Origin of the sequence: Bradyrhizobium sp. HKCCYLS3013 (genome assembly GCF_051167615.1) — a bacterium.
Classification (GTDB): domain Bacteria; phylum Pseudomonadota; class Alphaproteobacteria; order Rhizobiales; family Xanthobacteraceae; genus Bradyrhizobium.
On record NZ_JBNPTK010000020.1, the window covers coordinates 79,417 to 91,457 of the forward strand.

Consider the following 12,041-nt stretch of genomic DNA (forward strand, 5'->3'; position numbering starts at 1 on the left):
TCGAGCGATGGAGTGATCGACATGAAACGTGTTGCAATCGTGATTGGTCTGGTCGGCGCCTGCGTCGCCGGCACCGCTTCGGCCCAGCCGAGCGCGAACCTCACCGGCACCTACCGCTGCATCCAGATGTGCCGCGACGGCATGATCGGCGCGCCGGCCTTCGTGACGCAGAACGGCGATGCCGTGAACCTGACCACCGAGACCGGCGAGTCCCTCCAGGCCTGGCCGGACTGGAATGCGCCCAACAGCCGGCTCTGGATCGATGCGCGTGACGAAAGCGCGGTCTATTCGCCCGACGGCATGCGTATCCAGTTCGACGACGGCCGCGTCTGGCAGCGCGACCTGCCGCCGCCGCTGATCGTCCAACGCGCGCCGGTGGTGTACGGGCGGTAAGCGATCGCTGTTGTCAGGAAGGCCCTCGCGCATGCGGGGCTTTCCGTTTCCAGTGAGTTGGAATGCGCTTGCGCAACAACCAGTGTCGTCCCGGCGAACGCCGGGACTCATAACCCCAACTGTTTTGTTGGGCGGCACGCAGCTCGCAACATCGTGCTCATCACTCCTGCTGCGGAGTATGGGTCCCGGGTCGGCGCCGTGCCAACGCTGTCGCGCTGGCACGGCTTGCCCGGGACGACAGCCAATCTGTTGCACGGTCTCTCATGAGCGCCAGACATTGAATATGCTGCAGTAGTGTCGCTACACGTCGTGTCCGAGTGATGCTGGTCGTGTCCCACCCGGCTGAGCAGTCAGCACGTCTGTGTCTGCAAGCAATGCTCGCGCCCTTCGACATCGGTGCGAAAGGACTCGACGAAGCCGCCCTGACGCTGGGTGACGAACACGGTCTTGCCGTCGCTGCCGCCGAAGGCGAGGTTGGTCGGCTCCTTGGCTCGCAGCGTGATCTCCCTGATGGCGCGGCCGTCGGGCGTCAGCACGGCGATGCTGCCCTTCAGGATGCGTGCGACGAACAGCCGGCCGCTGGCATCGGTACGCAGGCCGTCGATCGTGTTGGGCTCGAACCTTCTGATCAGTCTGGGCGTGGCGAGCGCGTCGCCATCGACCGCATAGGACCAGATCTCGCCGCTGTTGGATTCGCCGACATAGAGCGTGCGGCCGTCAGGGCTCAGATCGATGCCGTTGGCGGTGCCCATCGCCCGCGGTGCCGCCATCGCCTCGCCCTGCAGCGCGCCGTTGGGCCCCCTCGCGATCCGCCAGATGCGGCCGCTGCGCGCCTTCCAGTTCGGATCGCTCGCATAGATCGTGCCGTCGCGCGACAGCGTGATGTCGTTGGGCTGGCTCATGTCGTCGGCATGGAAGACGAGATGCGGCGCGGTCTCGCCCGGTGCGATGGCAAAGATGTTGTGCTTCTTGTAGTCGGCGATGAACATCGTGCCGGCGGCGTCGATGCGGATCGCATTGCCGACGCTGCCGTCGGGCAGTTCGGTGAATTTCTCTGACGTGGTCGCCTCAGGTGCGAGCCGGCCGATCGTGCCGGGCTTGCCGAGATTGACGACGAAGAGATTGCCGTCGCGATCGACGGCGGGCCCCTCGATGCCGAAGGTGTATTCGCCGGAAGGTGTGAGCTGCGCGCTCTCGAACAGTTTCGAGGTGGCCAGGGCAGGGACGGTCGCGAGGGCGAGCGTGACGAGCATCGCCCAACACGAGATGCGTAGGGTGGGCAAAGGCGCGATACGCCACTGCGCGCGCCACAACGCGCTCTCGTGCGCGCCGTGCCCACCATCACGGAGACAGGTGCCCGCGGCCGGCGGGCACGGCGCGCGCGAGATTGCGTTTTGGCGGAGGAAGCGTCGCCCTGCGCCTTTGCCCACCCTACGATTCATCGCGGCGTCGTCAGAGCGGCACCAGAAACTGCTGTTGGATGTAATAGCCATCATCGTCCGTGCAGGCGCCGTTGAGATAGGTGTCGGCCGGCCGGAAGAAACGGCTGAAGCCGGGCTTATTGACGGCAGACCTCTCGGTCACCACGACGATCTTGCCGAACGGAATGTCGCCGCATTCGCGGCCATCAGCGGCGAAGAACTTGCGGTGCGGCGGTCCGCCGGGCTTGACGCGCATCCGCGTGCCGGGAACCATGCGCGCGACGAGGTCGTCGGCAACATCAAGCAGCTTCGCATAGCCTGGTTCCGTCTTGATCAGATCTGCACCGGGCGGCATCTGCCGCTCGGCGCCCAGTCCGCGCAGCCGCTGACGCAGCCGGCCGGACTCGGGATCGCCGGGATAGATCCAGCCGTCCTGGGCCAACATGAAGCGCAGCACCGCGAGGTCCTTGTCTCGGTCGGATTGTCCGGCCTTGAGGCCGAAATCCGAATGGCAGCCGCTGCAATGTCTCTCGACGAGCGTCTTGCGCACCGTCGCCAGCCGCGCGCGGCTGGCGCCATTGCCCATCACCAAGGCGGCCAGCCGGTCGATCAGCTGATCGCTTCTGACATCGCAGGGCAGCGGCTCGGGCGCGGCCTCGCCGGTGCGGTCGATGCGGATCACGGTCTGGTTCTTGTCCTCGACCAGCCAGAGCGCGCCGTCGTCGGCCACGGTCATGCCGACCGGTGCGCCCTGCGGCCGGATGCCGTTGACGCGATGCCAGCCAACGATGATCTCGTCGAACGCGGCCGCGAGCGCCGGACCGGCCGCGGTCTGGAAGGCGCGCGTCGGCTCGGCGGCACAGCTCACGTGATAGCGCACCGGCGCCGGGCTCAGCTTGGGAAAGCCGTGCTCGTCGACTTCATAGGCGAGCAGGCGGCTGCCGGTCGGGCGATAGCCGTGCAGGCCGACCAGCAGCCTGCCTTTCAGCTCCTCGAAACGATCGCCCGTGTAGTAGAGCATGCCGAGCGGTGCACCATGCGGCGGCAGCAGCGACCACGGCTGCTGATAGTGCGAGGCTGTCGTGCAGAAGCTCTTGAGCGTTCCGGATTGCAGCACGCGCCTGAACTCCGGGCTCGGCGTGGCGAGGTCGTAGCAATAGGGCCAGCCATAGTGGCGCCCTTGCTCGATCGCGTTGATCTCCTCGTTCGGTGCGAACACGTCCTGCAGGTCGCGCGCGTTCTCGCCCTGCAGGAAGGCGGTGCCGGGATCGGGAAAGCGCGGATGCAATGCCAGCGCCATCGAGTTGCGCAGGCCGCGCGCGTAGACCTGGTGCGGCGGCGAGGGATCGCCGGGCTTCAGCGCCGCAAAGACGCCGCCGGCCGGTGGCGTGAACAGCCAGATCGCGGCCAGCGCAGAAGTGCCTTCGCCCGCGGCGCAGGGCTGCGTGGTCGGCGCCGGCGACAGGCAGTTGTCGCTGGGCGCGCCGATATTGACGAACAGCCGTCCGGTACGGTCGAAGGCGAATGCCTTCAGCGGATGCGCACTTTCCGACAGGCGGGTGCCGTCGGGCAGCGTGAGGCGGCGTCCCGGCAGGTCGCGGATGATGGTCTCGATCGTTGCTCTCGGATCGGCCGCGAGCGGATCGAAGCGGAAGATCGACGTGTCGGTGGAGGCGTAGATGCGGCCGCCAGGGCCGGCCGCAAGTCCGAACGGATAGGATAGCCGCGTGATCACTTCGCGGAGGCGCTGGCCGGCCGGCGCCGCGGGATCGAGGATCAGCAGCCGGCCGTCATCATGGCCCCAGCCGCCCATGTCCGCGATCACGAACTGCCGATGGCCGGGGATCTGCACGATGCCGCGGGGAAATCTCAGGCCGTCGTCGCGGCTGGCGACGAGGCCGGCGCAGAAGCCGGCCTTCATGTCGATCCGCAGCCGTGGAAAGGCGAGGGGCGCTTCGCCGCAGCTCTTCGCGCCGAGCGCGTAGCCGCTCTTGAGCGTCACGTCGTCGGCGCGGCCGTCGCCCGCGCCGAGCAGCAGGGTCGCGACGACTGCCAGAATGCGCCACGACCAGCTCATGCGATCCGCTCAGTGCAGCAGGTTGTATTGGATGATGTAGGCCGCGGCGCCCGCGAAGTAGCCGAGCAGGGCGATGCCGCTGATGCGGCGCACGTACCAGAAGAAGTGGATGTTCTCGAGCCCCATCGCGGCGACGCCGGCCGCCGAGCCGATGATCAGGATCGAGCCACCGGTGCCGGCGCAATAGGCGACGAACTCCCAGAGGAAACTGTCCGGCGGAAACTGGCTCAGGCTGTACATGCCCATCGACGCCGCGACCAAGGGCACGTTGTCGATCACGGCGCTGGCGAGCCCCAGCACGATCACGATCAGGTCGAGCCGGCCGACGCTGCGGTCGAGCCATTGCGCCAGCGCCTCCAGGATGTGGGTGTGCTCGAGCGCGGCCACCGCCAGCAGGATGCCGATGAAGAACACGATCGAGGGCATGTCGATCCGAGTCAGCGCATGCACCAGGGTCAGGCGCTGCTTCTGCTCGAAGGCCTTCTCGCGATGGACGATCTCGCCGACCATCCACAACAGGCCGAGGCCGAACAGGATGCCCATGAACGGCGGCAGGTGCGTCACCGCCTTGAACACCGGCACGGCGACCAGGATGCCGAGGCCCATGAAGAACATCAAATTGCGCTCGAACGGCAGGATCGGGCTGATCGAGGCGAGGCCTGTGCTCGCCGGCGGCACGAGCTGCTTGCCGCGCAGGGTGAAGCTGATGACGGCAAGCGGGACCAGCAGGTTCAGGAGCGAGGGGATGAAGACCGACTTCATGATCGCGAGCGGCGTGATCTGACCGCCGATCCACAGCATGGTGGTGGTGACGTCGCCGATCGCCGACCAGGCGCCGCCGGCATTGGCGGCGATGACGATGATCGATGCGAAGACCAGGCGGTCCTCGTCGCGGCCGGACAGCTTCTTCATCAGCGACACCATCACGATCGCGGTGGTGAGGTTGTCGAGCATGGCGCTGAGGAAGAAGGTGACGAAGCCGACCAGCCAGACCAGCGTGACCTGGTTGCGGGTGCCGATCAGCGAGGTCACGACCTCGAAGCCGTTATGGGCGTCGATCACCTCGACGATGGTCATCGCGCCGATCAGGAAGAAGATGATCTGGGCGGTCGAGGCCACGGACTCGTTGAGCTCGGCCGCGACCGCCGGAGCCGTGCCGCCCATGACGGCATAGACGGTCCACATCAGGCCGGCGCCGACCAGGGCGGTGGCCGCCTTGTTGATCCGGAACGGGTGCTCCAGCGCCACCACGGCATAGGCGAGCGTGAAGACGGCGACGATGGCAGCGGTCATGAGTGAGGCATTCCGGGCTTGATCGGCGGAGGGGCGGGATGGAACTGCCCAAGATATGACCGATCGGCGTCCGGCCAGCAAGCCGTGAGCGCTGTTCAGACCGGCGAACGCCGGATTACACCAGGGCCGACACGATCGCGTCGGCGTGGTTGCGGATGGCGCGGATCTCCGCCGCGCTGCGGCGCTCGAGATTGACGTACTGGTTGCGCATGCGACCATTATTGGCGAAGCGGCGGCGGTGCTTGGCGAGGAAGCTCCAATACAGCGTCGTGAACGGGCAGGCGCTGTCGCCGGTCGCCTGCTTCGGATCGTAGCGGCAATTGCGGCAATGGTCGCTCATGCGGTCGATGTAGTGGCCCGACGCCGCATAGGGCTTGGTGCCGACCACGCCGCCATCGCCGTGCTGGCTCATCCCGAGTGTGTTGGGCAGCGACACCCAGTCGATGGCGTCGTGGAACATCGACATGTGCCAGAGGTGCACGTCGTAGGGCCGGACGCCGAGCAGCATCGCGAACAGGCCGAGCACCATCAGCCGCTCGATGTGATGCGCATAGGCATGGTCAATGGTGTGGCCGATCGCCTGCGCCAGGCAGCGCATCTCGGTCTCGCCGGTCCAGTAGAAGCGCGGCATCGGCAGGCTGGCGTCGAGCGCGTTCTCATCGGCGTAGTGAGGCATGCGCTGCCAATAGATGCCGCGCACGAATTCCCGCCAGCCGATGATCTGGCGGACGAAGCCTTCGAGTGCGTTCAGCGGCGCGTTGCGGCTTTCGAGCGCGGCCGCGACCACCTCGCGCGGGTTCAGCATGTGCAGGTTCAGCGCGCCCGACAGCCGCGAGTGATACAGGAACGGCTCGTCGCTCAGCATCGCGTCCTGATAGGTGCCGAACAAAGACAGGCGCCAGGTGACGAAGTCCGACAGCTCCGTCAGCGCGTCGACGCGCGACACCGGCAGGTCGAAGCGGTCGAGCTTGCCGGGACTGTTGGAGAAGCGCGCCGCGACCAGCTTGAGCACGTCGCGCGTGATCGCGTCGGGAGCATAGGATCGGGGCACGGGAATAGGCGGGCGGCTCCTGCCGAACCGCTTGCGGTTCTCGGCGTCGAAATTCCAGCTGCCGCCGACCGGGCGGCCGCTGTCGTCGATCAGGATGCCGGTCTTGCGCCGCATCGCGCGGTAGAACGTTTCCATGATCGGGCGGGGATGGCGCTCGGTGAAGGCGTCGAACTCGTCCGCCGTGCACAGGAAGTGGCGGTCGGCGCGGATGTCGATCCGCTGCAGCAGCTTGCGCAAGCCCTCGCGCACGCGAAAGTCGCCGGGCTCCAGCACGATCGTCGCCGCCGGCTGCAGCGCGGCCTGATGCCGCGCAATCTCGCTGTCGAGCGTGCCGGTGTTGGCGGGATCATCGAGCCGGACATAGTGGACGGTACGGCCGCGGCCCTCGAGATCGGCGCGGAAGTGGCGCATCGCCGCGAAGAAATAGGCGATGCGCATCTTGTGCTGCGGCACGTAGCTCGCCTCGTCGGTGACCTCCATCTGCAGCACGGCATCCTGCTCCGGGTCGAAGCCGTCGAAGGCCGCCGAGTCCGCATCGAGCTGGTCGCCCAGCACGACGACGAGATGTCTGACGGGACGTGTCCTGATCATGATACGTTGGTCATCGCGCCATGCCGACGATCAGGCCGCCACGGTAACCGCGTGGGCCTGGCCGAGACAATCCTTGCGCACCGTGAGCAGGCTGCGATGCAGCCAGGTCTTGATGGTGCCGACCGGCACGCCGAACCGTTCCGACAGCCGCGTCCGGCTTTCGCCCTCGAGATAGGCGAGCGCCAGCAGCCGTCGGCGCTCCTCCGGCAGCCGCTCGAGCGCCTCGCGGGCGATCGGTTCCGCCAGCGCGTAGTCGAACTCGTCGTCGGCGGCGCTGTCAGCGGGATCAGGGATCGCGAGCGCCTCATCGAGCTCCGAGGTCGGCACGCCGGTGGCGCGCAGCGCATCGATCGCGGTGTTGCGCATGATGGTGCACATCCAGGTGATGGGCGAGGCGCGCGCCGGGTCGAAGCTCGCGGCATGCCGCCAGATCTTCAGGTAGCCATCTTGCAGGATGTCGTCGAGGTCGGCCGAGGAGGGCAGCAAGGCGCGCACGGTCTTCCGCATCTTCAAGATCGTTGCAGCATGCAGCTCGGCAAAGGCTTGCTCGTCGTTGCGTCCGGCACGGGCCAGCAAGCCGCCGAGATGCGCGACGTACCCCTTATCCGCGCTTGCTGATCGCATCTGTCTCCTCCATGCGCTTCCTGAGCGGAAACGGGTCAGAGTCCGATGCGGATCACCCGAATGCTTGCGGTCATGGTTGCGAGGAGCGAAACGACGAAGCGATCCAGGCCCTCCGCGTCGCTCCGGATTGCTTCGCGGCGCTCGAATGACGGCGGAGCAATTCAGAGCCGGACGAATGGGCTGATCAGCCGGCCGAGCAGGCCGTGCATGCGCAGGTCGCCGGTCATGGCGACGAGGCAGAGGCAGGGGCCCTCGTCACCGACCACCGGACGATGGTCGACCTCGTCGTCGCCATAGTCGAAGTCGCCGGGTCCGTAATAGCCGCCGAGATGGCTGAAGCTGCCCTTCAGCACGCAGGTCAGCTCGTTGCCGGAATGCGTATGCTCCAGCATCCGCGCCCCAGGCTCCGAGCGCAGCAGGAAGGCGCGCGATTTGCCGGTGCCCGGCAGCAGGATCGGGCGCATGCTGATGCCGGGCGCCACACGCCGGCGCTTGCCGATCTTGCAGCGCTTGACCATCTCGGGGAGGTCGGCGAGCTCGGGATCGTGCTCGGCGACCTCGCTCACCTGCGGCGCCGCCTGCGGGCGTCGATCGATGCGTGCCATCACGGCATCGAACGCATCCGCGCCCGTCGCGATCGGCTCGGCCGCATCCAGCGAGGCGCCGGCGAGCTGCTCGATGGCGCGGACGAAGCGCTGGCATCGGCCGCAATCGGCGACATGGACACCGACGACCAGCCGCTCGGCCTCGTCGAGCGCACCAGTGGCGAAGTCGGCCAGCAGGTCTTCCGGCGGGTGGTGGCTGATCGTCATGTCGCGTCGTCCAACAGGTCTCTCAGGCGATTCATCGCCAATCTGATTCGTGACTTTACCGTACCCAGCGGCAGGCCGAGCACCGCCGCGATTTCCGAATGCGGTCGTTCTTCAACGAACGACAGGCGGATCACGGTGGATTGCTCCACCGACAATCTTTCGATCGCGGCCGCCACCCGTGTGGCATCTTCGACACGCGAGACGATCTGGTCGGCTGCGGGCGTCGGATCGGCTTCCTCGTCCCGCCCCACTTCTCTGCTCAGCCGGCTGTCGCGGGCGGCCTTGCGCGCGGCGTCGATCCGCTGGTTGCGCGCGATCGTGAAGATCCAGGCGGCCGCGCCGGCCGTCGACGGATCGAATTGACCCGCCTTGGTCCACACCGCCACCATGGTGGATTGGGCGATTTCCTCAGCGTCGTCGGCGTTGCAGCCGGTCTTGATGAGGAAACCTTTGATGCGGGGCGCAAAATGCGCAAACAGGGCCTTGAATGCCTCGCGATCGCCGCGCGCGGCGACGCGTCCGATCAATTCAGCCCAGTCCACAGTCGCCTTCGGCCCTCTGCTCACATTCACCCTGGTACGGGCACTGAAGGCCCGTGCAAATCGATGCCGGGACGATGCCACGTTCCATTGCGCTAATCCAGTCGCTCTCAGTCGCGTGGTCATGGTCCCCGGCACGCTGCTTGACCCTGGATAACGTGGACCATGGACGGCTGGATCACAGTGGGCGGAGGATTTTCCGGCCCCTTCAATCCTTCAGGTCGGAATTGACCATCGCCAGGAACTCCTGGCGGCTCATCGGGTCGGTGCGGAAGCAGCCGAGCATGCGGCTGGTGGTGAGATCGACGCCGTGCTTCTTGACGCCGCGCGAGCTGATGCAGTGATGGGCTGCCTTGATCACGACCGCCACGCCCTGCGGCTGCAGCACCTCGTCGATGATGTTGGCGATCTCGGCGGTCATGCGCTCCTGGATCTGCAGCCGGCTGGCATAGGCCTCGACGACCCGGGCGAGCTTGGAAATCCCGACCACGCGGTTGCGCGGCACGTAGCCGACCCAGGCGCGGCCGATGATGGGCGCCATGTGGTGCTCGCAATGGCTCTGGAACGGGATGTTCCGCAACAGCACCATCTCGTCGTAGCCGGCCGTCTCCTCGAACGTCTTGCGCAGATACTCCTCGGGGTTCTGCTCATAGCCGGAAAAATAGCTCTTGTAGGCCCGCGCCACGCGGGCCGGGGTCTCGGAGAGACCCTCGCGTGACGGATCCTCGCCGATCCAGGTCAGGATGGTGCGGATGGCGTCCTCGACGTCATCCTGGGTGACCGCGACCGGGTCGCAGGCGAACGGAAGTTTCTTGGCTGTCTGGCGCACGACGGCTCTCCAAAAACCAAGAAACGGTTCCGGTGTCGGAACGGATCACGTCTTGCGGGGGGCGATTTCCGCAACCGAGGGCTCGCCCCGGTCAGCTCGCCTTGCGCAGCCGCATCTCCGCGGACGGACCCGAGCGCAGGTTCTGAAAGAACTTCTCGACCTCGTTGGCGAGCGTCTGCGCGGTCGCGTTGAGGTCGCCGGACGCCGACAGGACGGAGGCGGCGGCCGTCGAGGTCTCACTGATGGCGTCGCGGAGCGAGCCGATGTTCATGACCAGCGTCTGGTTGCCCTGGGCGGTCGACTGCGCGTTGGTCGAGATCTCCCGCGTCGCCTGGTCCTGCTGCTGGATGGCATTGGAGATGTTCGAGGTGATCTCGTTGATGCCGCGGACCGCCTGGCCGATCTCGCGGACCGCGTCGACCGCGGTCTTGGTCGAGGCCTGGATCAGGCCGACGTTCTGGCTGATCTCCTCGGTCGCCTTGGCCGTCTGCCCGGCCAGCGCCTTGACCTCGTGAGCGACGACGGCAAAGCCGCGGCCGGCCTCGCCGGCGCGGGCGGCCTCGATGGTCGCATTCAGAGCGAGGAGGTTGGTCTGCTCGGCGATGGTCTGGATCAGGGTCAATACGCCGTCGATGCGCTGGGTGGCGGCGGCAAGGCCCTCGATCTCCGTGACCGACTTCTCGGTGCGTTGGCCGGTCTGCTCGACGGCGCCGGCCGACTGCCGGATCTGCCGGCCGATCTCCTCGACGGACGTCGACAACTCCTCGGCGGCGCTCGCGACGGCGGAAACGTTGGTCGAGGCCTGCGACGTCGCGCCGGCTGCGGTGACCGCGCGCTCGTTGGCGTCCGCCGTCAGCCGTGTGATCGCCTCGGCGGTGGCGCGCATCGCGGCGGCGTTCTCGGTGACGGTCCGCATCACGCTGCCGATTGCGGTGCGAAATTCCTCGACCGCGGTTTCGATGTGGCGGGCCCGGGCTTCGCGGATTTCGGAGTCCTGCGAGACCTGGACATTGAGGTCGCGGTTGTGGGCCATCGCCTGCTGGAACACGCCGATGGCGCGGGCCAGCTCGCCGACCTCGTCGGCGCGCCCGGCATACGGCACTTCGACGTTCTCGGCGCCGGTGGCGACCTGGCGGATCGTCTCGGTGATCTGAGACAGCGGCCGAGCGATCGAGCGAGCGATGATCACCACGCCGGCTGCGACCAGAACCAACATCAAGCCGCCAAGGCCTGTCAGCATGAGCGAGAGCTTGTTGTTCAGCGCCGCTTTCTCGGCGATCTTTCCTCCGCGCTCGACATAGACTTTGGACAGCGCTTCGAGGTCCGTGTTGAGCGCCTTGCGCACGGAGCGATTGGCGTCGTTGTCGCCCCACTCGCGTCCCGCAGCCGGGCTGATTTCATTGGCGCGGCGGACCAGTTCGGCGCGGAATTCGACGAATTGCTCGATCCGCTTCTTGAACGTTGCGAATTGCTGGGCGTCGTCGGCCTGTACGATCGCCTGCCACTTGTCGACGACCTTCAGAATCTCGGCGTTGAATTTGAGCAAGCCGTTGCCGTATTGCTTCACGACGGCCGGATCTGTCGACATGTAGACGCCACGCGACTCCATCACGACGGCATAGACGAGGCCGTTGACCAGCTGAACGTTGTGAGCGGCGAGATTGGCCGTCTCGATGGCTTTGATGAGCTCCGTGGCCCGCCGCGAGTTGTAGTCGGACAGCCAGGTGATTGCGGCGGTCAATAGCGCAAACAACGCGAAGATTGCATAGAGCTTGACTGCGATGGATCGGCGCGTGGCCGTCTTCGTTGACGTCGGGCGTGAGGTCATGAGGTGAGACACCGCGAGTTTTTGCTGCGACGGAGGAGGCGCTTGATTGTTAATAGTTATGCAAAACCTTCATGGAGAAAGCGTTAAGTGGACACCGTCAGTATTATACAACCACAGCGTACTTTGCTTGGCGTTTCAATCGATTAGTTGGTGCTCCGCAGCAGGGGCGCGCGCCGGGGCGTCCGGTTGACTACGGAGGGCATGCGCCCTTTCGAGGCCCCTCGTTCCCTTGCAAATGCATTGCAAACCAGTGACCGCGCGCACGCGCGCTCAGCAATTGGTCGCCGATCGGAGACAGGCGGGAGCGGTCGTCGCGCTCGACCGATCGATGATCCATCTGATTGGAACCTTGGATCGCCCGTCGCATTCCGCCACCCGTATTGCGATACATTGGATCAGGTCGCCTCATCAGGTCGCGTCTGATCATGCCTGGCAGCGTGAGCATCGGGCACGCGGCGGGGACGTCGCGCCTTGCGACAGGAGCGGAAAACTCGATCGCACCTCAACTTTTCCGGAAGGGGTGGCGAAGCCTTGTCTTCGGCCGTAAGGTAACCAGTTAGCGGGTTGTCGCGAGGGGCAGTCG

Annotated in this window: 10 protein-coding genes; 1 reads left to right on the forward strand and 9 read right to left on the reverse strand. The window is 66.2% G+C overall.

What is annotated here, in order from left to right; genetic code table 11:
• Window positions 1-12: 12 nt before the first annotated feature.
• Window positions 13-393 (forward strand): hypothetical protein, encoded by a 381-nt coding sequence (locus ACQR1F_RS27960; protein WP_315801275.1) that lies wholly within the window; start codon window positions 13-15, stop codon window positions 391-393.
• A 350-nt stretch (window positions 394-743) separates the two neighbouring features.
• Here the strand turns inward: ACQR1F_RS27960 and ACQR1F_RS27965 are convergent, their stop codons facing one another.
• The 9 genes from ACQR1F_RS27965 to ACQR1F_RS28005 all read right to left on the reverse strand — a co-directional run bounded on the left by ACQR1F_RS27965 (window position 744) and on the right by ACQR1F_RS28005 (window position 11,458).
• Window positions 744-1,646 carry an SMP-30/gluconolactonase/LRE family protein gene (locus ACQR1F_RS27965; RefSeq protein WP_316238762.1) on the reverse strand — a complete coding sequence of 301 codons (903 nt, stop codon included), beginning with the start codon at window positions 1,644-1,646 and terminating at the stop codon, window positions 744-746.
• A gap of 199 nt (window positions 1,647-1,845) precedes the next feature.
• Window positions 1,846-3,891, reverse strand: coding sequence for a PQQ-dependent sugar dehydrogenase (locus tag ACQR1F_RS27970; protein WP_434914233.1), 2,046 nt, complete (start codon window positions 3,889-3,891; stop codon window positions 1,846-1,848).
• Between the two features lie 9 nt (window positions 3,892-3,900).
• Entirely contained in the window at window positions 3,901-5,184 is a 1,284-nt protein-coding gene (nhaD, locus tag ACQR1F_RS27975) for a sodium:proton antiporter NhaD (RefSeq protein ID WP_434914234.1), read from the reverse strand.
• Between the two features lie 115 nt (window positions 5,185-5,299).
• A complete protein-coding gene (locus tag ACQR1F_RS27980; RefSeq protein ID WP_434914235.1) occupies window positions 5,300-6,826 on the reverse strand; it encodes a cryptochrome/photolyase family protein in 1,527 nt (508 codons plus the stop codon).
• 30 nt (window positions 6,827-6,856) lie between these two features.
• A complete protein-coding gene (locus ACQR1F_RS27985) occupies window positions 6,857-7,450 on the reverse strand; it encodes an RNA polymerase sigma factor (protein WP_315801270.1) in 594 nt (197 codons plus the stop codon).
• Window positions 7,451-7,611: 161 nt separating this feature from the next.
• Entirely contained in the window at window positions 7,612-8,262 is a 651-nt protein-coding gene (locus ACQR1F_RS27990) for a ChrR family anti-sigma-E factor (protein ID WP_315749232.1), read from the reverse strand.
• Window positions 8,259-8,804 carry a sigma-70 family RNA polymerase sigma factor gene (locus ACQR1F_RS27995; protein WP_315772520.1) on the reverse strand — a complete coding sequence of 182 codons (546 nt, stop codon included), beginning with the start codon at window positions 8,802-8,804 and terminating at the stop codon, window positions 8,259-8,261. The genes ACQR1F_RS27990 and ACQR1F_RS27995 overlap by 4 nt, the downstream gene beginning before the upstream one ends.
• 205 nt (window positions 8,805-9,009) lie before the next feature.
• Window positions 9,010-9,630 (reverse strand): GTP cyclohydrolase I FolE, encoded by a 621-nt coding sequence (gene folE, locus ACQR1F_RS28000; protein WP_315714899.1) that lies wholly within the window; start codon window positions 9,628-9,630, stop codon window positions 9,010-9,012.
• A 91-nt stretch (window positions 9,631-9,721) separates the two neighbouring features.
• Window positions 9,722-11,458 (reverse strand): methyl-accepting chemotaxis protein, encoded by a 1,737-nt coding sequence (locus ACQR1F_RS28005; RefSeq protein WP_316183363.1) that lies wholly within the window; start codon window positions 11,456-11,458, stop codon window positions 9,722-9,724.
• Window positions 11,459-12,041 lie beyond the last annotated feature (583 nt).

Coding starts and splice junctions, on each gene's coding strand:
- nhaD (WP_434914234.1), bottom strand. CDS start 5,184: ATGACCGCTGCCATCGTCGCCGTCTTCACGCTCGCCTATGCCGTGGTG.
- ACQR1F_RS27990 (WP_315749232.1), bottom strand. CDS start 8,262: ATGACGATCAGCCACCACCCGCCGGAAGACCTGCTGGCCGACTTCGCC.
- ACQR1F_RS27965 (WP_316238762.1), bottom strand. CDS start 1,646: ATGCTCGTCACGCTCGCCCTCGCGACCGTCCCTGCCCTGGCCACCTCG.
- ACQR1F_RS28005 (WP_316183363.1), bottom strand. CDS start 11,458: ATGACCTCACGCCCGACGTCAACGAAGACGGCCACGCGCCGATCCATC.
- ACQR1F_RS27980 (WP_434914235.1), bottom strand. CDS start 6,826: ATGATCAGGACACGTCCCGTCAGACATCTCGTCGTCGTGCTGGGCGAC.
- ACQR1F_RS27985 (WP_315801270.1), bottom strand. CDS start 7,450: ATGCGATCAGCAAGCGCGGATAAGGGGTACGTCGCGCATCTCGGCGGC.
- ACQR1F_RS27970 (WP_434914233.1), bottom strand. CDS start 3,891: ATGAGCTGGTCGTGGCGCATTCTGGCAGTCGTCGCGACCCTGCTGCTC.